General features: G+C 47.2%; 20 protein-coding genes and 1 tRNA gene. 11 read left to right on the plus strand and 10 right to left on the minus strand.

Going from position 1 to position 21,999, the window contains the following annotated elements; translation table 11 throughout:
• The first annotated feature begins 54 nt into the window (after window positions 1–54).
• Genes ACZ45B_RS01030 through ACZ45B_RS01040 form a run of 3 tightly spaced genes read left to right on the plus strand, consistent with a single transcriptional unit; the run spans window position 55 to window position 2,837 of the window.
• Window positions 55–1,416: a ParA family protein gene (locus tag ACZ45B_RS01030; RefSeq protein WP_464674887.1), complete on the plus strand. Its 1,362-nt coding sequence runs from the start codon at window positions 55–57 to the stop codon at window positions 1,414–1,416.
• Window positions 1,416–2,114 carry a ParB N-terminal domain-containing protein gene (locus tag ACZ45B_RS01035; RefSeq protein ID WP_024545354.1) on the plus strand — a complete coding sequence of 233 codons (699 nt, stop codon included), beginning with the start codon at window positions 1,416–1,418 and terminating at the stop codon, window positions 2,112–2,114. Before ACZ45B_RS01030 ends, ACZ45B_RS01035 begins: the two co-directional genes overlap by 1 nt.
• A 60-nt stretch (window positions 2,115–2,174) precedes the next feature.
• Window positions 2,175–2,837, plus strand: a complete 663-nt coding sequence (locus ACZ45B_RS01040) for an HAD-IB family phosphatase (protein ID WP_024545353.1) — start codon at window positions 2,175–2,177, stop codon at window positions 2,835–2,837.
• On the opposite strand, the gene ACZ45B_RS01045 is transcribed toward ACZ45B_RS01040, so the two are convergent.
• Window positions 2,834–4,270, minus strand: a complete 1,437-nt coding sequence (locus tag ACZ45B_RS01045) for a sugar transferase (RefSeq protein WP_024545352.1) — start codon at window positions 4,268–4,270, stop codon at window positions 2,834–2,836. The genes ACZ45B_RS01040 and ACZ45B_RS01045 overlap by 4 nt on opposite strands.
• A gap of 72 nt (window positions 4,271–4,342) precedes the next feature.
• Window positions 4,343–5,122 (minus strand): WecB/TagA/CpsF family glycosyltransferase, encoded by a 780-nt coding sequence (locus ACZ45B_RS01050; RefSeq protein ID WP_024545351.1) that lies wholly within the window; start codon window positions 5,120–5,122, stop codon window positions 4,343–4,345.
• A 105-nt stretch (window positions 5,123–5,227) separates the two neighbouring features.
• On the opposite strand from ACZ45B_RS01050, the gene ACZ45B_RS01055 reads away from it, so the two are divergent.
• The 5 genes from ACZ45B_RS01055 (at window position 5,228) to ppsA (ending at window position 9,884) form a co-directional block, all read left to right on the plus strand.
• The gene (locus ACZ45B_RS01055) at window positions 5,228–5,947 is read left to right on the plus strand and encodes an HAD family hydrolase (protein ID WP_024545350.1); all 720 of its coding nucleotides are present in this window, start codon (window positions 5,228–5,230) and stop codon (window positions 5,945–5,947) included.
• A gap of 11 nt (window positions 5,948–5,958) precedes the next feature.
• Window positions 5,959–6,031 (plus strand) — tRNA-Ala (locus ACZ45B_RS01060).
• A gap of 53 nt (window positions 6,032–6,084) precedes the next feature.
• Window positions 6,085–6,669, plus strand: coding sequence for a Uma2 family endonuclease (locus ACZ45B_RS01065; protein WP_024545349.1), 585 nt, complete (start codon window positions 6,085–6,087; stop codon window positions 6,667–6,669).
• A 97-nt stretch (window positions 6,670–6,766) separates the two neighbouring features.
• Window positions 6,767–7,096, plus strand: a complete 330-nt coding sequence (locus ACZ45B_RS01070) for a 2Fe-2S iron-sulfur cluster-binding protein (protein ID WP_024545348.1) — start codon at window positions 6,767–6,769, stop codon at window positions 7,094–7,096.
• A gap of 286 nt (window positions 7,097–7,382) precedes the next feature.
• On the plus strand, window positions 7,383–9,884 hold the full coding sequence (ppsA, locus tag ACZ45B_RS01075) for a phosphoenolpyruvate synthase (protein WP_024545347.1): 2,502 nt from the start codon (window positions 7,383–7,385) through the stop codon (window positions 9,882–9,884).
• A 395-nt stretch (window positions 9,885–10,279) separates the two neighbouring features.
• Here the strand turns inward: ppsA and ACZ45B_RS01080 are convergent, their stop codons facing one another.
• The 6 genes from ACZ45B_RS01080 to glyS all read right to left on the minus strand — a co-directional run bounded on the left by ACZ45B_RS01080 (window position 10,280) and on the right by glyS (window position 16,290).
• Window positions 10,280–10,591, minus strand: a complete 312-nt coding sequence (locus tag ACZ45B_RS01080; RefSeq protein ID WP_201766576.1) for a DUF5615 family PIN-like protein — start codon at window positions 10,589–10,591, stop codon at window positions 10,280–10,282.
• Between the two features lie 47 nt (window positions 10,592–10,638).
• The gene (locus ACZ45B_RS01085; protein ID WP_024545346.1) at window positions 10,639–10,884 is read right to left on the minus strand and encodes a DUF433 domain-containing protein; all 246 of its coding nucleotides are present in this window, start codon (window positions 10,882–10,884) and stop codon (window positions 10,639–10,641) included.
• A gap of 49 nt (window positions 10,885–10,933) precedes the next feature.
• Window positions 10,934–11,722 (minus strand): HEPN domain-containing protein, encoded by a 789-nt coding sequence (locus ACZ45B_RS01090; protein ID WP_024545345.1) that lies wholly within the window; start codon window positions 11,720–11,722, stop codon window positions 10,934–10,936.
• 175 nt (window positions 11,723–11,897) lie between these two features.
• A complete protein-coding gene (groL, locus tag ACZ45B_RS01095; protein WP_024545344.1) occupies window positions 11,898–13,523 on the minus strand; it encodes a chaperonin GroEL in 1,626 nt (541 codons plus the stop codon).
• 85 nt (window positions 13,524–13,608) lie between these two features.
• On the minus strand, window positions 13,609–13,920 hold the full coding sequence (gene groES / locus ACZ45B_RS01100) for a co-chaperone GroES (protein WP_024545343.1): 312 nt from the start codon (window positions 13,918–13,920) through the stop codon (window positions 13,609–13,611).
• Window positions 13,921–14,148: 228 nt separating this feature from the next.
• Window positions 14,149–16,290, minus strand: coding sequence for a glycine--tRNA ligase subunit beta (gene glyS / locus ACZ45B_RS01105; protein WP_024545342.1), 2,142 nt, complete (start codon window positions 16,288–16,290; stop codon window positions 14,149–14,151).
• 69 nt (window positions 16,291–16,359) lie between these two features.
• Here glyS and nth point away from each other — a divergent pair, with 69 nt between their 5' ends.
• The gene (nth, locus tag ACZ45B_RS01110; RefSeq protein ID WP_024545341.1) at window positions 16,360–17,013 is read left to right on the plus strand and encodes an endonuclease III; all 654 of its coding nucleotides are present in this window, start codon (window positions 16,360–16,362) and stop codon (window positions 17,011–17,013) included.
• 13 nt (window positions 17,014–17,026) lie between these two features.
• Here nth and ACZ45B_RS01115 read toward each other — a convergent pair whose 3' ends face one another.
• Window positions 17,027–17,230: a hypothetical protein gene (locus ACZ45B_RS01115; RefSeq protein ID WP_024545340.1), complete on the minus strand. Its 204-nt coding sequence runs from the start codon at window positions 17,228–17,230 to the stop codon at window positions 17,027–17,029.
• 451 nt (window positions 17,231–17,681) lie between these two features.
• Here ACZ45B_RS01115 and ACZ45B_RS01120 point away from each other — a divergent pair, with 451 nt between their 5' ends.
• Both ACZ45B_RS01120 and ACZ45B_RS01125 read left to right on the plus strand, forming a co-directional pair.
• Window positions 17,682–18,026, plus strand: a complete 345-nt coding sequence (locus ACZ45B_RS01120) for an STAS domain-containing protein (RefSeq protein ID WP_024545339.1) — start codon at window positions 17,682–17,684, stop codon at window positions 18,024–18,026.
• A gap of 77 nt (window positions 18,027–18,103) precedes the next feature.
• Entirely contained in the window at window positions 18,104–20,722 is a 2,619-nt protein-coding gene (locus tag ACZ45B_RS01125; RefSeq protein WP_029681724.1) for a TIGR03960 family B12-binding radical SAM protein, read from the plus strand.
• Between the two features lie 9 nt (window positions 20,723–20,731).
• On the opposite strand, the gene sbcD is transcribed toward ACZ45B_RS01125, so the two are convergent.
• Window positions 20,732–21,964 carry an exonuclease subunit SbcD gene (gene sbcD, locus ACZ45B_RS01130; protein WP_024545337.1) on the minus strand — a complete coding sequence of 411 codons (1,233 nt, stop codon included), beginning with the start codon at window positions 21,962–21,964 and terminating at the stop codon, window positions 20,732–20,734.
• Window positions 21,965–21,999 lie beyond the last annotated feature (35 nt).

Raw genomic sequence — 21,999 nt, forward strand, 5'->3', positions numbered from 1 at the left:
TATTCATTTTTGTCGCTTATACTGACCAAGAGCGATAAGTTTTTTGTATCAATTATGATCGATTCGGATCTCAAAAAAGCATGGCTGTCTCTTTCTCCTGATGCCAATGAACCTGAGATAGCATTTAAGTTAGTTATCCCGGAAATTCTAAAAATATTTGGATTTAATCAGCAAGAGGTTTGTCAGCAGTATTTAACAGGACGGGGAGCTAAGGCTGTTGATATTGCAGCGCGGAAAAATACTGGAGAAGAGGACTTTTCTCATACTAAACAAGATGCCACCTTGATTGTCGAATTAAAAAAAAGACAATTAGACCTTTCTTCTTCTAGTAATCCCTATAAAAATGCAGTCAAACAACTCAAGGGATACCTGCATCCGACTTCAGTAAATTGCCGACAAGTAAACTGGGGAATTCTCACTAACGCAAATCGAATTCAACTTTTTCGTCGTCATGGTCGAGTTGTATATCCTTACACCACAAACATTGAGTTGACTGCTGAAAATATTGATGAAAAGATTTCAATCATCAAAACAATTATTGATAATCAACAACAAGCTTTAACAGTTGCTCTCTACAACAATAAAGGAGGTGTAGGAAAAACAACGACAGCAATTAATCTTGCAGGAATTTTATCCTTGCCTAAACCACTGGGGTTTGGGAAAAAAGTTTTAGTCGTAGATTTTGATCCTAATCAAAAGGATCTTTCAGATTTACTCAATATTCAGACTGAAAAACTTAGCTTATTTGATTTCTATAAAGATAGGAAAAGTCTGAATATTAATGACGTTATTGCACAATACCGTTTTAAAGAAAAATTTGGCTTTGATATTATCCCAGCAGATGAAAAATTTTTAAATGCAACAGGGACAGACTTGGCATCAATTCCCAAAGGAACTTTAAAAAAAGCTTTATCTCCCCTTGCTGATTTTTATGATTACATTTTAATTGATTCACCTCCGGGAGATAGTTATTTCACCCATGAAGCTCTAACTGCTGCTGACGTAATTTTAATGCCATCTAAGCACAATGGTGTAGCCTCCTTTAAAAATGCAGCAATGGCAATGAAGAGTATTTTTCCAGCTCTTGGAAAAGATCGACGTGCTTATTTTCCAGAACTCGCAGACCCCACTCCATTACCGATATTTTTTAATGGTGAATCGATCACTCCTACTGCTAAAGCACAAGCACAAAACGCAATCAAGGCAATTGTTCGACAAGCTAAGCAAGAAGATCAAATTGATTTAATGCATTTTTTCTTTCCCAAATGGACTCCCGCTCAAAAGAATCTTGAAATTTTCGAGATGCCTAGCTATGCTCATATTGCCTCCGCTGCATTTGCCAATCGCCCGGCTGTCTTTACCAGTAAAGTAGCCTGTGAATATTACCGCAATCTAGTTCAGGAGTATTTCATCTAATGAAACAAGAAATTGGCGCATTACTACATCTCTATCTTGAAGAGATCCAAGCAGGTGAACCGACGGAAGTTCATGAATTCTTAATCCAAAGTGCAGCAAAAGCAATCAATGAAGCAAATGATAGAAACTGGATTCCACTCATTGTTAAACAAACAGGGGCAGAAGAATATCAAGTGATTGCAAATAACTTTATTTTTGCTGCCGCGCAGGAAGCTGGACTGAATAAAGTTTGGTGTATTGTGGCGGACGATTCTACTGTTGTTCAATCATCATCACAAATTCTTGCTCAGGAAAAAATCTCAAAAGTCAATTTAGCGAAAGCATCCAGGGATGAAATTAAAGTGGCCCTTGATTATTTAATCAAGCGACCTGTTAAGCCTCTAAGTGGTGTAAAAATTGCAACAGCTACGGAAAGAATTGATGCCGCACCTCGTAAATATTGGAAAGAGAGCTTAACAGACGTCACTAACTTGAAATGTGGTATTACAAGGGGTAATAAACTCAATATTTTTAAAGAAGTCTTTTATACAACGCCTGAACCATTGCCAGACGTAATCACTGATCCGCAACTTTTGGCGACTTTCAACCAAACAGAACTGAAAAAAATGGCTAAAAAGCGGGGACTTACAGGGTATAGCAGCCTAAAAAAGGCTGCTTTAATAAAGCTGTTGTCTGAAGATGGCATGCCTCAAGGGTAATTACAACTGAGGTCGGAGAAGACTATAATCCTGGGGAAAATTGTCACGTTACAAAAATTCATGAAAGCCCAGACTATTGTCTTTTGCGACTTTGACGGCACGATCACGACCGTCGATACCTTTGGTGATGCCCTCGGCAAATATGCCCCAGAGGTGGCTGCCGATATTCTCCCAGGACTTTACGATCGCCAAATTACGCTGCGGGAAGGAGTGCGAAAAATCCTAGAGGCAATTCCTTCTGAGCAGTTTGGGGCTTTCGTCGGTGAGGTAGATGATAAACCCGTGTGCCAGGGCTTTAGTGAATTTTTACAATTTTTAGGCGATCGCCAAGTGCCGATCGTGGTGGTTTCCGGTGGCCTCGTGCCGATGGTGGAGCGAGTGCTGGCCCGCTTGGGCAGTGACGGCAAACCCCTGCGCACCCATATTGAAACCGTGGCCGCGATGGATATTGACACCCTAGACCCCTACTTCAAGATCATTGCGCCCTTTGAAGGGGGGACAGAAATGGTCGAGAAAGTGCAGGTGATGGGGAAATACCAATACCAGAAGGCGATCGCTATTGGTGACTCTCTCACAGATATCAACATGGCCCTAAAAGCGGATTTGGTTTTTGCGCGCGATCGCCTCCAGGAATATCTCGGCGAAGAAGGGAAAACCTACGTCCCCTGGGAAACCTTTGATGATATCCGCCACTATCTGGAAACCAACGGCTTTCCGGCCTAATAAGCCCCTTTACCGAAAACGACAATTCGCACAGTTTCCAGCAAAATATCAAGGTCGAGGTTCAAAGACCAATTATCGATGTAGTACAGATCCAGCCGCGCCGCATCATTAAAATCATCCAGATCCGAGCGGCCCGAAATTTGCCAGAGCCCCGTGATCCCCGGTAATACTTGGTGACGGATATGATGCCAGTCATCAAACCGTTCCACATCCCGCAGCGGTAATGGACGCGGCCCCACCAAGCTCATTTGGCCCAACATGACATTAATCAATTGGGGCAGTTCATCGATACTCGTCCGGCGGAGAAATCGGCCCAATTTTGTGATGCGCGGATCCTCTTTTATTTTAAATAAAACCCCATCTTTCATCTGGTTTTGGGCTTCCAGTTGCGCTTGCAGTTGGGGCGCATTGACAATCATCGTCCGAAATTTCCACATCCTGAAGGGCTGACCATTTAAACCGGCCCTTGGTTGCCGGAAAAAAATTGGCCCAGGAGAATCGAGACGGATGGCGATCGCCACCCCCAGCAACAGCGGCGAAATTAGCAGCAAACCAAATCCCGCCCCCAGAAAATCAAACCACCGTTTCAAGCGATAATCCCAGCACAATAGCAAGGGCGTTTCGATGCGGAGGGTGGGAATCCCTGCGAACATCTCTGGTAAACCCCGCCGATAGAGCATCTCCCGACTCGACGGCAGCAGACGAATGGCGATCCCTGCACTGCGCAAATGCCAAAACAAATGGGAAGCCAAATCCGTTTCTGGTAGATCTTTAACCAGTACCTCCTGGGCGCCCGACTGGCGAATCTGGGCCAGGGTTGCCTGGGTGCCGGCCATGGAAGCGAGGGCCGCACCAACGACTCTGTAATGGGGCCGCTTTTTGATCATGTGGGTCAAGCGATCTAACTGCCTTGCTGGGGCAACAAGAAAAACATTAATCGGGGGCGCTTGGCGGTCAAATTGGCGCAGAATCAGGGTCAAGACAAAACGGAAACCCACAACAAAGACAATACTGAGAAACCACGCCGTAATAAACAGAGAACGGGGTGGGTCCACCATCGGGTCATAGAAATAACTGCCGACCAAAAACAGGCCATAGACCAGGGTGATGATCCAGGCAGCACGGGTATAGTTTTGGGGTGCGGGGGGCAGGCGGTAGAGGTGATTACCAAAGAAAAAACAGAGGGTAACAAAGGCGAAAATCCAGAACAAACTGGGAATATCAAGCCATACCCACCAAATTAAATCGGCTGGAATAGGGGAAAAAAAGTTGTTGACATAGTCCGCCAGTTGCCAGGCGATCGCCAACCCTAGTAAATCGCTCCCCACCAGTAGTAAACCCCGTTGCCAGCGCCCCTGGGCGGTTTTGAGCCAATGGAGAGGATTGATGGCGCGGATATCTTGGCCGGGCAATGGGATGGGAGATTTTCGCATTGGGAGCACGCAAACATTAGGTGAAATAACAGTCAAAACAAAGAGGCTAAACGAGCAATAGATTTTCAGGGGCTAATGGGGCGGTCGGAGGAATTTTTGCCGGAACAGTTGCCAGCCAAACAGCACAATAAACGCCCCATTGTGAATGAGGTAACGCTTCCAGAGGCGGTGGGGTTCTTGGATCAACCGATAAAGCCATTCCAACCCCAGAGGCATCAACCAGCGGGGGGCTTGGGAGACAGTTCCGGCATGGAAATCAAAGGCAGCCCCGACACCCAATAACACCGCTGTTAAATGGGGAGAATTTTCAGCCATCCATTTTTCCTGCTTCGGGCAGCCCAAACCAACAAACACTAATTTTGCGCCAGACTGTTGGATCCGTTCTTGGGTGGCGATCGCCTCGGCGACAGTGGGTGATCGAAAGGGGGGGGCTTCAGCGCCGACAATGGGCAGATCAGGGAATTTTTTTAGAAGGTTTTGCTGTAATTTTTCGAGGGTTTCCGGGCGGCTACCATAGAGATAGATAGGGAAATTCACTTGAGCCGCCATGGCGCAACAGTGGAGCATCAGATCCGGCCCATAGACCCTAGTCGCCTGAGGACAGCCCAACCAACGTAGCCCCCAGACCAAGGGCATCCCGTCAGGGGTCGTAAACAGAGCCTGGTTGATAATGCCCTGGAACCGGAGATCCCAGTACCCCGTCATCACCATATGCACATTAGCGATCGCCCCATAGCCAAAGGTTTTTTCTTGGATGGCCGCCGCAATTCTCGCCCAGACCTGCTCATAATCGAGGCAATGCACCCTTGTTTTCAGAATTTGTCGCTGGGGAATCTCTGTCGTCAAAACCATGGCGATCGCCCGAAAATGCTACCGATTATTCTAAGATGAGGATCGAGGCCTAGAAACCTAACGTCCGGTCAAAAAACGTAAACTTTTACCGCCCCTTGCCCTACCATGCCCAGTCTCAAAGCCGTTTTATTTGAAATAAACGGAGTATTTATCAATGATGCTGATCTGCAATTTGCGCTCATTGATGAAATTCTACTGGCAGAAAATCTCCAACCCACCGACCGTTTTTATCGTGATAGCAGCCTCGGTAAAAGCGATCGCTGCTGCCTCAAGGAAAACTTGGCCACCAGGGGACGCATTCTTTCAGAAGAACAACTGGATAAGTTGATCCAACGCAAATCCCAGATTTATCAACAAAAAATGGCAGAGATTAGCCCCTTTCCCCTGTGGGAAGATGTTTTGCCCTGCATTTCTGCCATGAAGCTCAAAAATATTCCCCTCGGCATTGTCACGGGCTACTGCCGCAGTGATGCCGAATTTATCCTCCGCCAAGCCCAACTCGATCAAACTTTCGATGTGATCGTCACCGCCGATGAGGTGAAAGCTTTTAAGCCCAGTGGGGACAGCTACCGTTTGGCGATCGCCCAACTGAATCAAAAATTTCCTGGGCAAAATATTCAGTCAGAAAATTGTCTCGCCATTGAAGATAACTTCCACGGGATCCAGGCGGCGAAATCCGCCGGCATCCCCGTCGTCGGCGTCGCCCATACCTATCCTTTCCATATGCTGCAACGCTGTAGCAACTGGTGCGTTGACTACCTCACAGATTTAGAACTCGAACGCATCGATCCGAGTCTTGCACCCCCCGCAGAGGTGCTAAAATAATTTTCCGTTCTGGGGAATTAGCTCAGTTGGTAGAGTGCTGCGATCGCACCGCAGAGGTCAGGGGTTCGAATCCCCTATTCTCCATCCCCCCAAAAACTTGCCTACAATGGGATCATTCTTCCGTGGGAGTCGCGCTAATGGCTACCGTTACCCTTGATTTCCAGCCTGTTTTGGCCCTGACCCAAGACCAATTTGCCCAGCTCTGCCAGGCAAATCCTGATGCCAAACTTGAACGCACCGCCAAAGGAGAATTAGAGATTATGGCCCCCACCGGTGGCGAAACTGGCAGAGTAAATTTTAAACTAAATGTCCAGCTCGGAATTTGGAATAGCCGATACCAATTGGGTGAATGTTTTGACTCTTCGACGGGCTTTATTTTGCCCAATGGTGCCACGCGATCGCCTGATATGTGTTGGGTCGAAAAATCCCGCTGGGACAGTTTAACCCCAGACCAAAAGCAAAAATTTGTCCCCCTCTGTCCTGATTTTGTTGCTGAGCTCCTCTCACCCAGTGATGTGGTGCAACAAACTCGTCAAAAAATGCAGGAATATCTAGACAATGGTTGTCGCTTGGGCTGGTTGATCAATAGAGGCGATCGCCAAGTGGAAATTTATCGCCCCGGCCAAGTCGTTGAAATCGTAAACGCCCCCATACAGCTTTTAGGGGAAGATATTTTGAGTGATTTTATCTTAGATTTGAGTGAGCTTTGGTCATTACTTTAACCAAATAAACTTGATTTTTGTGTGAATCTTAACCAGCATCCCCCGAAAAGTATGCCACTATGAGGGAACTCACTAGAAATCACAAAAAATTCTAACCATGCCCACTATTACCTACGGCAATCAAACGATTACTTGTAATCAGGGGGATAATCTTCGTAAAGTTCTCCTTGCCAATAAAGTCGCTCTCTACAATGGCAATGCAAAGACCATCAATTGTCATGGATTTGGTTCCTGCGGTACCTGTGCCGTGGAAATCGACGGTTCTATTTCTAGCCAGAGCTGGAAAGAAAAAACACGCCTCTCATTACCGCCTCACAATCCAGATAAAAAAAGGCGCTTAGCTTGTCAAGTAAGCGTTGAAGGGGATATTACTGTGAAAAAATATGACGGTTTTTGGGGCCAAGGTGACACCATTGTCAATGGTTGAATTGCCAAAAATCAACAATAAATAAAATTATCTTGACTTATTTTAAAGGACTAGAAATTTCTAGTCCTTTTTTTGTTTAAAAATCAATAAAAAAATCTTGAATGGCAAGAACTGATTAGATGTTAAATGATGAAATCATTTGCTGATTAGACAACATTGACCTTGTTTTTCTTGATAATCATTTACTGAAAGGTAAGGATATATTTCATTCCTGTAAAAAGACTATTTCATTTCTCCTAGGATCTAAAGTGTATGAGATCAGAACTACCTAAGGAGCTTCTCAATTATGGTCAGCACTTTTGATGACGCGGCCACCACCGATTTGCGCACCAAGGCGTTAGTTTTGTGGTTTGAGGAAGTCGGTTCTAAGGATGTTGGTTTAGTGGGGGGGAAAAACTCTTCCCTCGGTGAAATGATCCAACAGCTCCAGCCACAGGGGGTTAATGTGCCGGGGGGCTTTGCGACTACGGCCTATGCCTATCGTTACTTTATTAAGTCGGCAGGTTTGGAGGATCAATTAAGGGCTTTATTTGCGGATTTGGATACAGATGACGTGGCGAATCTTCAGGCCCGGGGTCGGCAGGCGCGGGCTTTAATTTTAAATACGCCTTTTCCTGAGGATCTGAATGCGGCGATCGCCACGGCTTATACAAAAATGTGTGAACGGTATAGCGTGGGTGGAGATCTGTGCAATCGTTTTGAAGGGAAGGAACGGGAACTCTGTGAAGCGGGGGAAAAGAATGTCGATGTAGCGGTGCGCTCGAGTGCGACGGCGGAGGATTTACCGGAAGCGAGTTTTGCGGGTCAACAGGAAACTTACCTCAATGTCCACGGGGTTAAGGGCGTTTTAGAGGCTTGTCATAAATGTTTTGCGTCCCTCTTCACGGATCGGGCGATCGCCTACCGTCAACACAACGGCTTTGATCACTTTGAAGTAGCACTGTCCGTCGGTGTCCAAAAAATGGTGCGCTCTGACCTTGCGACCTCTGGGGTGATGTTCTCCATCGACACCGAAAGCGGCTTTAAGGATGCAGCGTTCATTACCGGAGCCTATGGCTTGGGTGAAAATGTCGTCCAAGGGGCGGTGAACCCCGATGAATTTGTGGTGTTTAAACCCACTTTAAAAGATGGTTACAAACCCATTCTCGAACGTCGTTTGGGCAGTAAAAAGATCAAAATGATCTACGCTGGCGGCGCGAAATTAACCGAAAACGTCCCTGTGCCTGAAGAATTACAAAACAAATTCTGCATGAGCGATGAGGATGTGCTGACCCTTGCGCGCTGGGCGACCACCATTGAGGAACACTATTCCGCCGTCCGTGGGCAATACACACCGATGGATATTGAATGGGCGAAGGATGGTCAAACGGGTCAACTCTTCATTGTTCAAGCCCGTCCCGAAACGGTGCAATCGCAAAAATCCGGCAACGTGATCCGCAGCTACAAACTCCAAGAAACAGGGAAGGCGATCGCCCACGGTCGGAGCGTTGGGGAAATGGTCGGTCAAGGGGAAGCTAATGTGATCCTTGATGTCAACGAAATCAAACTCTTTAAACCCGGTCAAGTGCTGGTTACTCGCCGTACCGATCCTGATTGGGAACCGATTATGAAAAAAGCGTCGGCGATCGTCACTGACCAAGGAGGACGCACCTGTCACGCCGCGATTATTGCCCGTGAGATGGGGATTCCCGCAGTGGTCGGTTGTGGAGATGCCACCACCCTAATCAAATCGGGTCAAGAGGTGACGGTCTCCTGTTGCGAAGGGGAAGACGGCAAGATCTACGAAGGTCTACTCAAATTCGAGGTTGAAGAAACTTCATTAGATGATATCCCAACGACGAAGACGAAAATCTTAATGAACGTCGGTGATCCAGAACAGGCTTTTTCGTTGTCTCAATTTCCGTCCGATGGTGTGGGTTTAGCTCGCCTTGAATTCATCATTGCCAACCACATTAAAGCCCACCCGAAAGCCCTCATTCACTACAACGAACTTGAAGATTTATTGGTGAAAAAAGAGATCGGTGAATTGACCCATCTCTATGAAAACAAAGCCGATTTCTTCGTGGGTAAATTAGCGAGTGGGATCGCCATGATTGCCGCTGCTTTCTATCCGAATCCTGTTGTGGTCAGAATGTCTGATTTCAAATCAAACGAGTATGCCAACTTGCTCGGTGGTCGTCAATTTGAGCCGACAGAAGAAAACCCGATGATTGGCTGGCGTGGTGCTTCTCGCTACTACGATCCCAATTATTCGGATGCGTTTGGTTTGGAATGTAAAGCCTTCAAGATTGCGAGAAATGACATGGGCTTGACGAATATTATTCCGATGGTTCCATTCTGTCGTACTCCGGAAGAAGGTCGTCGTGTATTAGCTGAAATGGCAAAACATGACCTCCGCCGTGGAGAAAATGGTCTGCAAGTTTACGTGATGTGTGAATTACCTTCCAACGTCATTCTTGTAGATGAATACAGCGAAGTATTTGATGGTTTCTCGATTGGTTCTAATGATTTAACACAATTAACATTAGGTTTGGATCGGGATTCTGCCCTCGTTGCCCATATTTTCGATGAACGGAATGAAGGGGTAAAACGCATGGTACAGATGGCGATCGAAGGGGCGAAAAAATATAATCGCAAGATCGGTATTTGTGGTCAGGCTCCCTCTGATTATCCTGAATTTGCTGAATTCCTCGTTGAATTGGGCATTGATTCGATCAGTTTGAACCCTGATTCTTTACTGAAAACGAAGTTGGCGATCGCCGCCCTTGAGCAAAAACTCGGTCGTTAATTTTAAACGTTAACTAAATCTCATTTCCTCTCTCCAGAAATTGCTTGGAGAGGGGATTTTTTTTCGCCTATTTTCGGAATGTTATAATTTGGCTAAATCTTGCGAATTGTCGTACAGGACTTTAGAAGTAGTTATGTCCTCCTTAACAAAAGCTCAGTGAATTATTTCTATTTCTAATAGATAATCACTCAATTTCTTTCCTGTTCCACATCCATAGCTCACAATCCCTGCATGATTTACCCTAACTATAGCAACGGTTACTAATATCAAAAAAAATCCTCTGAATTTACCTTCTGGATTGCAGAACGAGTTACTGGGGCAGCGCAATACCTGCTGTGAGCTTATCGACGAATTCATTAGTGGCACGTAGAAATAAAATGGTATCGCCTCAAATTTTATTCTCGAAGGAGACGCTGTCGTAGTTGTTCACGCTCAAGCACTGTAAAACGCCCCGCAAACATAAAGCTTGGATTTTGTAATAATTGCAGAAGGTGTTGGCCGGGCTCTAAAGGTGACTGGGGAGTGTAGCGAAAATAAATCACACCAGCAGGTGGATGTAAACCTAAACGATAAATAAGCTCTCCATAATCTCGATCAAAAGTCAGGATAATTCGCTGCTCACCCACTGCATTAGACAAAACTTCCGCGTCAGAAATTCCTGATGAGTCTTCTACAATTGCAACAATATCAATATTTCGTTTTCGCAGTAACTACACACTCGCTAAAGGAAAATTTTCGTTGGCTAAAAACTTCATCAACTTGCTTCTGATAAAGGAATAGCCATATAGAGGAATTCGTCTCTCATGCACTCAGCAGTAAAAGAAAAGACTGCGCGAATTGATTCTGATGTTAGAGACGGATAGTTTTCTAATATCTCAGCTTCAGACCATCCATTCGCAAAAAGATTCAAAAGGAATTCAATAGAAATTCTAGTTTCTTTAATTACAAGTTTGCCGACTAAAATATTAGGGTTTGAATGAATATAATTTTGCCAATTCATAATTATATAAATTAGTCAAACATAAAAAATACTTAATGGCAAATAAAACTCATAGCATTATATCTTTGTCCGTATATATTTTTCCTCCTTTTATAAAACCTAGTTTGCCAAGCTCATCCATAAATAAATGATCAATAATACTTAAAGATGTGTCTATCCATTCATCAACTGTTTCAATTGAGATTTTTGTTGGTTTTTGAGATGATTCACTTGCCAGATCGGCCCGATGTACAATTTTATGTCGTCTTTCCATCATTTCAGAGAGTATAGGGAAACATTGTTTCGGTAAGCTATCAACTGGTATGTCAACCTTGCTTAATATTGTTATTAAATTTTTTACCGAATTAATACTTTGCCCAGCCAAATATTTTTTTATGGACTGATTGATTAATGATTGACAATCTAAACTCTCTAAATCTTCTTTTATTCCTAAATTTTCACAAATTATTTTTCTACAAAAAAAATCTATTTTCTCATTGCGATAATTCATTAAATCAGATAATGAGATCTTACTTGGATAAATAATATTTAGAGCCTTGACGGGATCTTGAGAAAGCTTGAAACTTACAAATTCACGTATTACATCTTCAAAAATCGCGTGAAAAAAAACAATTGAAACACGAGTGATTTCATCAATTTGTGATTGGGTAATATCTTGGACTTTCCTATTTACAAGCTCTTGATTAATAATATTTGAACTCCGCTGATCTTTTGCTTGAAAGTTTTCCAGTCGATTAACAATATTCATTAAAACAAATAAGCGTTTTTTGTTGTTGACAAAACGAGTGAATATAGTTCGAATACTGATGATGTGTTTTTGCCGCAAAATTTGATCCATGAATAATATCTGACTCGTTGCTCATTAATGTTTAAAAAAATCAAACTTATTTGAGCAAAGTCACCTGCTTTTATGAATTTTATAATAAGCAATATCTTACAAAAAATCCCTCTGAAATATATTCAAAGGGATAAAACTTAAATTAATTTAGTTTTGTAGATTTTGAAGTTAAGCTTTAGTAGTCGAAGTCACCGCCACCGGGAGCCGCTGCCGCTTTGTCTTTTTCGGGCTTGTCAACGACGATGCACTCAGTGGTGAGTACCATGCCAGCGATAGAAGCCGCATTCTGAGTTGCAGAACGAGTCACTTTTGCGGGGTCAACAATCCCAGCTTCGAGCATGTCAACGAATTCGTTAGTTGCAGCGTTGAAGCCGATGTTGAAGTCTTTTTCCTTTACGCGCTCAGCAATCACGGCGCCGTTTTGACCAGCGTTCTCAGCAATGCGCTTCAGGGGCGCAGTTAAGGCGCGGGCAACGATCAATGCACCAGTGAGTTGTTCCGCAGAAAGGGTGTTGTTCGCCCAAGTTTCGAGTTCAGGAGCGAGGTGTGCGAGGGTTGTGCCACCACCAGGAACGATCCCTTCTTCCACAGCTGCCTTAGTGGCGTTGATGGCATCTTCAAGACGGAGCTTGCGATCCTTCATCTCAGTTTCGGTTGCAGCACCGACTTTGATTACAGCAACACCACCAGAGAGCTTGGCTAAACGCTCTTGGAGCTTTTCCTTGTCATAGGAAGAATCAGATTCTTCGATTTGACGGCGGATTTGCTCACAGCGGGATTTCACAGCAACTTCATTGCCATCGGCGACGATGGTGGTGTTGTCCTTGGTGATAGTGATGCGGCGAGCTTTACCGAGCATGTCAACGCTGGTGTTTTCGAGCTTAAGGCCTGCGTCTTCGGTGATCAATTGACCGCCAGTGAGGACGGCAATGTCTTCGAGCATTTGCTTACGGCGATCGCCAAAACCGGGTGCTTTTACCGCAGCAACGTTGAGAACGCCACGGAGACGGTTAACCACGAGGGTAGCAAGGGCTTCTTTCTCGATGTCTTCGGCGATGATGACGAGGGGCTTACCTTGGCGAGCAACCTGTTCGAGGACGGGAACGAGGTCTTGAACGAGGGTGATTTTCTTGTCGGTGATGAGGATGAAGGGATCTTCCAGAACCGCTTCCATGCGCTCAGTGTCGGTGACGAAGTAGGGGGAGGTGTAACCTTTGTCGAAACGCATCCCTTCGGTGATTTCGAGTTCGGTTTCCATGGACTTGCCTTCTTCGAGGGAGATGACGCCCTCTTTGCCGACTTTATCCATGGCTTGGGCAATCATGTCACCCACTTCTTTGTCATTCCCGGCAGAGATGGCACCCACTTGGGCGATCGCCGTGGAAGATTCAACGGGACGAGACACTTCTTTGATGCGACCCACAAGGAATTCAGTCGCTTTGTCGATCCCACGTTTGATGGCGATCGGGTTAGCGCCAGCAGCAACGTTACGCAGGCCTTCTTTGACCATCGCATGGGCCAAAACAGTTGCGGTGGTTGTGCCATCACCAGCTACATCATTGGTTTTAGACGCCGCTTGACGAATCAAAGCAACACCAGTGTTTTCGATGTGATCTTCGAGTTCGATTTCCTTGGCGATCGTGACACCATCGTTCACGATTTGGGGCGCGCCGAATTTCTTTTCGAGGACAACGTTACGACCTTTGGGGCCGAGGGTGACTGCAACGGCTTCAGCGAGGAGGTCAATGCCTTTTTCGAGGGCGCGGCGGGCATCTTCGTTGTAAATAATAGATTTAGCCATAATGATTGAATTTCTAGGTTGAACGTTTTATGAGGAAAAAATAGAAAAGATCTGAAACGACGGTTTAGGTCGAACCTAAAAATACTTACGCAACGGTTGCGAGGATATCTTTCTCAGAGAGGAGCACATAGTCATCGCCACTGAGTTTGATATCAGTACCAGCGTACTTGGAGTAGAGAACTTTATCACCAACTTTGACATCAATGGCAGAGCGGCTACCATCATCGTTGCGCTTGCCTTCACCAACGGCAACAACTTCACCGATTTGGGGCTTTTCTTTCGCGCTATCGGGCAGGAGGATGCCACCAGCAGTTTTTTCTTCAGATTCGCTGACCTTTACGAAAACGCGATCGCCAAGGGGCTTGAGGGTAGAAACATTGATGCTAATTGCGGCCATGGATAATTTCTCCAGATCAATAAACGACTAAAGTTAGTTGGATTGAAGTTTAGCACTCTCAATCTCTGAGTGCTAATTTAACGGAGAGATTTAAAAACAGACAACTACTGCTAATGTACGGGTTCCCGAACTGTGGCTTATGGGAGAGTAGAGCCCAACTTTTGGCGACAATATCCCTGGGAAGGATGCACCCTCCCTGTTTTAGATTCAGTCCCATGGCTAAGGAATTTATTGCTTCACGATCGCCCCAAAATCTGCGAGGACCCGGGCGTGGTTCCGTAGGAGGCCCAAAAGATTGAGGCGATTTTCCTGCACGGCTGGGTCTTCTGCCATGACGAGGACGCTATCTTCTCCATCGAAAAACCGTTCCACCGTGGGCGCTAGGGCTGCTAAGCCATCAATAAGCTTTTGGTAATCTCGTTCTGTGCGGGCCACTTCGGTGGTGGGGACAAGGTCGACTAAACCCGCATAGAGATCCCGCTCAGAATTTTGTTCGAATTTATCGGCGTTAATTACCCCAGTCGGATCGAGAATGGCTGTGCTAAGGGCGCCTTTCATCGCCAATTTTGCAGAACGATTGACGGTGGGATAGATTTTTTCCAGTTGTCCATCGTCACGGATGCTCTGTAAAAAGGCCGCGCGATCGCCCACATCGAGGAGATCCGTTAAGGCCCGTTCGGTGTATTCTGCATCGTCGCTTCCTAGGACTGCATTTACCAGGTCATAGTCAATGCCTTTTTCCTGGAGCAGGGTTTGGATCCGCTGAATAAAGAAGCTTTGCAACGCTGCCAGGGGAGAGGGTTTATCGGGGTGGGCCGTGACAAAATCCTTCGCGCCCTGGGCCAGCAGTTCCGCGAGGTTAATCTCGAGGCCCGCCTCCCAAGCCACGGTGACGATCGCATTGGCCGCCCGTCTGAGGGCAAAGGGATCCGAAGACCCCGTCGGGATCATCCCCAGGCCAAAAATACTCACCAATGTATCCAGGCGATCGCCCATGCCCACCACTTGGCCAGCGAGGGTTTGGGGCAGCATGTCATCGGCGTTGCGGGGCAGATAATGTTCAAAAATCCCCTCAGCAACGGCGGGCGCTTCCCCACTGACCAGGGCATATTTTTGACCCATGATCCCCTGTAATTCCGGGAATTCATAGACCATCTGCGTCACCAAATCCGCCTTACAGAGCATCGCTGTGCTGGCAATAATTTCTTTATCTTCGTCAGAAACCCCAAGCTGTTCGGCGATCTGCTGGGACATTTCCATAATCCGATCCACCTTGTGGCGCATCGTCCCTAATTCCTCCTGGAAGGTGACGGCTTCCAGTTGGGGCAGATAGGTTTCTAAATGATCATCACAATCGGCCCGGTAGAAAAACTGACCATCTGCTAGCCGCGCTCGGATCACCCGGCCATTCCCAGCGGCGATAATCGCTGACTTCTGGGGGTCACCATTGGAGATGGTGATAAATTTCGGCAATAGTTTGGTTTTATCTTGGCGATCGCGCACCGCAAAGTAGCGTTGATGGGTGACCATCACCGTTGTAATTACTTCTGGAGGGAGCTCTAAAAATTCCGTTTCAATGTCCCCGACCACTGCCGTAGGATATTCCACCAAATTCACCACCTCAGCAAGGAGATCAGTCGGCATCTCGGCTTCGCCACCAATCTCTGCCGCCGCCGCTTTTACTCCAGCAACAATTTTTTCTTCCCTCACCTGGGGATCTACTTCCACAAAGGCTTGTTGCAAGGTAGCTACATAATCAGTGGCACTATTTAAGGTCACATCCCCTTGAGATAAAATCCGGTGTCCACGAGAAATACGACCCGCTTCTAACCTACCGGAGCCATTCACCAGTTCCAGGGGCAAAACAGTTTCATTCCAGAGGGAAACTAACCAACGGATCGGCCGGGGAAAGCGCAGATCACCATCAGCCCAGCGCATAAAGCGTCTGCCTTCGAGGGCCGTAAACCAGCCCAAAGCCAACTCTTGTAAAATTTCTGGCGTCGGCCGACCGAGGGTTTTCTTCTGCACAAACACAAAATCACCCTTTTCTGTGGGGCGCACTTCCAAAGCCGACAGCTCAACCCCTTGTTTTCTAGCAAAACCTTCGGCGGCCTTGGTGGGCTGACCATCTTTAAATGCTGCAGAGGCGGGGGGGCCTTTAATTTCTTCTTCGCGATCGCCTTGCTGGTCTGGCAACCCTGCAATTAAAACCGCCAGACGACGAGGGGTACCATAGACTTTGATTTCGTCCGGGGCGAGAAAATGCTCCGCCAAGCTTTCTGTGACGCGGGTCTGCAATTGGGCGATCGCCGCCGCGACAAAATCAGCAGGGAGTTCTTCTGTACCAACTTCAATGAGGTAGGTTGCCATGGGAAACGAAATCAGGTCAATAATGAATCTTGATTAGTTTACCGTGAAGCCACAGGAAAAATAGTCTCCATGGCAATTCAATATCCCCGCAGCAAGAAAAAGCGAGCCTTAGCCGTTCTTGAAAAACTCTATGAACTCTATCCCGATGCCACCTGTAGCTTGGACTATGAAACGCCAGTGCAACTGATGGTGGCGACGATCCTTTCAGCCCAATGTACTGACGAGCGCGTCAATAAAGTGACACCTGCACTGTTTGCCCGATTCCCTGATGCGGCGGCCTTCGCGGGGGGAGACCTCGAAGAAATTGAACAACTGGTGCGGTCAACGGGGTTCTATCGCAACAAAGCGAAAAATATCCAGGGAGCTTGCCAACGCATTATGGCGGTTTTCCAAGGGGAAGTGCCCCAAACCATGGAGGAGCTGCTCACGTTACCTGGGGTAGCCCGGAAAACCGCTAATGTTGTTCTCGCCCATGCCTTTGGAATTTGTGCGGGGGTGACGGTGGATACCCATGTGAAACGCTTGAGTAACCGACTGCGCCTGACAAAATCTGACAATCCAGTGCAAATCGAACGGGATTTGATGAAGCTAATCCCCCAACCGGAATGGGAAAACTGGTCCATTCGTCTGATTTACCATGGGCGCGCGGTTTGTAACGCCCGGAAGCCCCGCTGTGGTGATTGTGCGATCGCCCATCTTTGCCCTTCTGCACCAAAGGCTTAAATTTAGACAAAATCTATGACAGGCAACGGCTAGGCACTAGCTGGATTCGTCCAGCATCCATCTCTGCCATCAGCAGTTCTAGGGCTTCATAGTCCTCGGCAGAAACATGGCCTAGTCGGGTTAATTCAGAGTTGATGCCCTGTTCAATTTCGGGGGTCATTTGTTTAATGAAAAGGGCTTTTTCTACTAAACGACGGATCACAAATGGCGTATTCATAATGGCAATCAACTTCCCTCAAAAGAAATGAATTTCACCACAATATAAGTGTGCTTTTATTGTCGCTTATTTCAGCCCAAGAATAAACGATGAAATGGCTTAGATATAGAATATCTACTTGAAAACTTTTGCATTTCTAAGAAAATTTACGTAACTCTTCCCTGTTCTTAAATATTTTTTAAACTTTGGGGCTCTCTTTTAAGGAGAAATGTAAAAAATCATACATTTTCAAAGGAATAAAAAATCTTTTAAGTAAAACACAAACCAGTTCAGGATAAGTTATCATCTCTACCTATTCTCAATCATTACCCTTATTATCATTTTTATTGATTACTCTGATGAAACCTTTGTGGATTTTCCTGGGTCTATGGGGTGATTCAATCGTCTATTCGATAAAAGCTTTGATTGAGACAATCAAGTCACTGGGGAAGTTCCCCTAGGGAGAATCTACATGATGGAAATGAGTCGACGGACTGTAGTTTTGCGCCCAAGTCATGCCCTAACCGCCGAAAACTTCGAGGATTTTTGGCGATCGCTCCATGGGGCTATTCATGATGGAGAAACCACAGAAATCCTGGTTGATTTGCATCAAGTCGAGTTCATTGACAGTGCGGTAGCAGTGGTATTGGGCCAAGGGGCCAAGTTAGCAGAGGCCCATGGAAAGCGCTTGGGATGCTTCGGCGGCAATTATCAGGTGCGCATGGTGCTAGAGGTCACAGGTATGGAGCAATTCGTCACAATTTTTGGGGATGAAAGTGAATTTTTCGGAGACATTGCCCCTTTGATGGCAGCCTAAGATCCCACGAACTCTCCGGTATAATGGGGGACTGAATTGCTTTCCTTAACTCCCTTGGAGGTTCATCACCTGTGGCAATGGCTCCCTGTCTTCCCCAACCTGCTGATTATGAAGCGCTAATTACGACGGATATTTTCAAGCCAGCCCGCTATCTCGGTAATGAATTAGGGGCAGTTCATAAGCCTTGGGACGAAGCGCTCATCCGCTGGGTACTGACTTATCCAGAGGTCTATGAAGTGGGGTCCTCTAATCTGGGTCATATCTTGCTCTACAACGTGATCAATGCCCAACCCCGCCAATTGTGCGATCGCACCTATCTGCCTGCCGCTGACCTGAGCGAAAAATTAAAAGAAAAAAATCTGCCCTTGTTTGCCCTCGAATCCAGGCGATCGCTCCAAGAGTTTGACATCCTCGGCTTTAGTTTGAGCTATGAACTGGGAGCAACCAATATTCTCGAAATGCTCTCCCTGGCCCAAATTCCCCTCACCTGGCAGGAACGGGAAGCGGGAGATTATCCCTTCATTTTTGCTGGGGGACAAACGGCGACTTCCAACCCCGAACCCTACACCGATTTTTTTGATTTCATCGTTCTGGGTGATGGGGAAGAACTCCTACCGGAAGTGGGTTTTGTTTTAGAAGAAGCCAAGATTAATGGTTTAACGAAGGAAGCAACCCTATTAGATCTGGCCCAAGTGCCTGGGGTTTATGTGCCCCGCTTTTATGAAATGGTGGCGGATGGTTCTGTGCATCCAACCCGCCCGGAAGTGCCCAAACGAATTTTGCGCCGCGTTGCCACACCGATTCCGGCCTACTCCATCGGCCTCGTCCCCTACATCGAAACAATCCACGATCGCCTGACGGTGGAAATTCGCCGCGGTTGTACCCGGGGTTGTCGGTTTTGCCAACCGGGAATGCTCACGCGGCCCGCGACAGATGTGGAACCAGAAAAGGTGGTCGATGCCATTGAGCAAGGCATGCGGGCGACGGGTTACAACGAATTTTCTCTCCTTTCTCTCAGTTGCTCCGATTACTTGTCCTTACCTGCGGTGGGGGTCGAGATCAAAAATCGCCTCAAGGACGAAAATATTTCCCTGTCGCTACCCAGCCAGCGGGTCGATCGCTTCGATGAAAATATCGCCAACATTATCGGTGGCACGCGTAAATCAGGTTTAACCTTTGCGCCCGAGGCTGGCACCCAACGGATGCGGGATGTGATTAATAAAGGTTTGACCAACGAAGAACTGCTCAGGGGCATCCAAACGGCGGTGAAAGAGGGCTGGGATAAGGTCAAGCTTTATTTCATGATTGGTCTGCCTGGGGAAACGGATCTTGATGTGCTGGGCATTGCGGAAACGGTGCAGTGGCTACGCCGGGAATGTGCCAATCTCAGTAACCGTCGCCTGAATTTCAACATCACCATTTCTAATTTCACGCCTAAACCCCATACACCTTTCCAGTGGCATTCCGTTTCTACGGCGGAATTTAAACGCAAACAGGAGCTGTTACGGGAAGCTTTCCGACCGATCCGGGGTGTGAAGGTGAACTACACTGATGTGCGCATTTCGGCCATGGAGGACTTTGTCGGTCGGGGCGATCGCCGACTGGGTAAAGTCGTCCGCCGCGCCTGGGAGCTGGGGGCGGGGATGGATTCCTGGTGGGAAAATTTAGCCAAAGCCTATGGCGCTTGGGAGCAGGCGATCGCCGAATCAGACCTTACTTGGAAATATCGCAAAGTCGAAAGCGGTGAGTGGAATGTCTTTGAAACCACCGACAGTGATCCCCTCGATGCGCCTTTGCCCTGGGATCATCTGAATACAGGCATTGATAAGCAATGGTTGAAAGATGATCTCCAGCGGGCCCTCGAAGCAGCGATCGTCCCTGACTGTGCCTTTGATGGCTGTTCCCATTGCGGCGTTTGTAGCACTGATTTTGGTCACAATATCGTTTACCAACCGCCCGAAATCCCTGAATTTGTGGGTCAATTTCAAAAGGATCAAGAGCGTCTGCAACGGCTCCGGGTCCGGTTTGGCAAACAGGGGGACATGCGCTTGGTGAGCCACCTGGATTTAGTCCGCCTCTTTGACCGGGCCGTGCGCCGTGCTTCGATTCCTGTGGCTTTTACCAACGGTTTTCACCCCAGTCCCCGCATTTCCATCGCCAATGCTCTTACTTTAGGGGCGACCAGTACTGGGGAAATTATCGATTTTGAGCTGCGCCAGATTCTGGGTTTAGAAGATTTCCGGCAACGCTTGGCGGAACAGCTGCCCGTGGATATGCCCATCTACCACATCGAAGAAGTGCCCGTCCACTCCAAGGCAGCAACGGCGCTGCTCACGGAAGCAGAATACCTCATCGATCTAGCTACCGATGAACCGGTGACCGCTGAACAGTGGGAAACCTGGCTGGAAACCATCCGCCAGACCCCGGAAATTTTTCTAGAAAAGAAAACTAAATCTGGCAAGACAAAGCAGCTCAATCTCCGGGAAATGCTGACGGCGATCGCCCTTGAGCAAGTGATTAGTCCCACCCAAGTGAAACTCCGTTATCGCGGCAGTTGTCGCAATGATGGCACTTTATTACAAGCAGATCACATTGTTCACATGTTGACCCAACTGACCGGGGTAACCTATGAACTCCACCAGACCCACCGCGCCCAAATGTTCCTCCAGGAGGAGAGCGCCGCCTCTGCCAACTAATAATCCCATTCACTGTGATGTCTCGGTTAAGGCAAGAAACTGTTCTGCGGCTTCACGCATGGCCGGGGCGATCGCCTGGAGATCTTCCCGGTTGGCGAGGTAGGTATCAAGGGCATTCATCGGGTCAAGGGATTCACCGAGGCCCAACTCTGGTAGGCGAGGGCGGGACAATTGGCTGACTAGTTCTGCCTGGAGGAAAACTTGGTGGGCAGAATTTAAACTTTTTCTTAGAACACGTAGGTTAATCTGATCACTTTGCTCCGGGCGGATTCTATAAATTAAGCGCACGACCCGATCTACCACAGGGAATTGCTGAATTTCTGCGAGAATATCCGCCTCTGGTTGCTCTGATTCACTGACATCAATTTTGATGGTGAGAAACTCGCGGACAGGCAAAGGGAAAAATTTCCAGTCGGTTTGACCTTTACTGAGTTTGATTAATACATAGCCTTTATCTTCTTTTTCTTCGCTGAAATCCACCCGTTCGATGCTGCCGGGATAAATAATCGGCGGATTGTTGTTGGGGTTAAGATTTTGGTGGCGGTGCACATGGCCAAGGGCCACATAGTCTAGTTCGGGGCGGTTGAGAAAAGCAACGGGAATATTAAAACCTTTGCCCACAGCCAGCAACCTTTCTGCCCCCAAGTTGGCCCGGTCTGCCATCAGGTGGCCGACGAGGATGGCAGGAATGTTGGGATCAAGACGCCGAATTTCGGCTTCGAGGATGGGTTCAAGTTTACTGAGGAGAATTTGGTGGATTTCGTTGAGGGGTTTGCCTTCGGTTTCCTGTTTCGTTAGCAGGGTGGCTTGGTTTAGCCAGGGCAGGGTGATAATTTGTAGCGGCCCTTTCGCCAGTTCTAAGGTGTGGGTCTCTAGGCGATCGCCCACGATAAAACCTGGCACAGCAAGGGTGCGATAGATATTTAAACTGGCGCCTCCACTCCCCTGGGAATATTGATCGTGATTGCCGACGACAAGGACAGCCGGAATATTGTGAGCCACAAGGCGGCGAAATTGCCCCGCAAAAGCCTCATGGATATAGGGGGCTGGGGTGGCATCGGGAAAGGCATCCCCGGCGAAAATCACCAGATCAACAGGTTCGGCGATCGCCCGGTCAATACAAAGACCAAGGGTCCGCTCAAAATCTTCGAGGCGCGAATTCAAGCCTGTTTCTGGATTCACTTGACCATGGGAGAAACCGCTTCCCATGTGGATATCTGCAAAGTGAAGAATTTTGAACATCGCGGCGGTGGTTTAATTTTTTATTTCCTACAATG

Source organism: Picosynechococcus sp. NKBG15041c, from assembly GCF_055380235.1.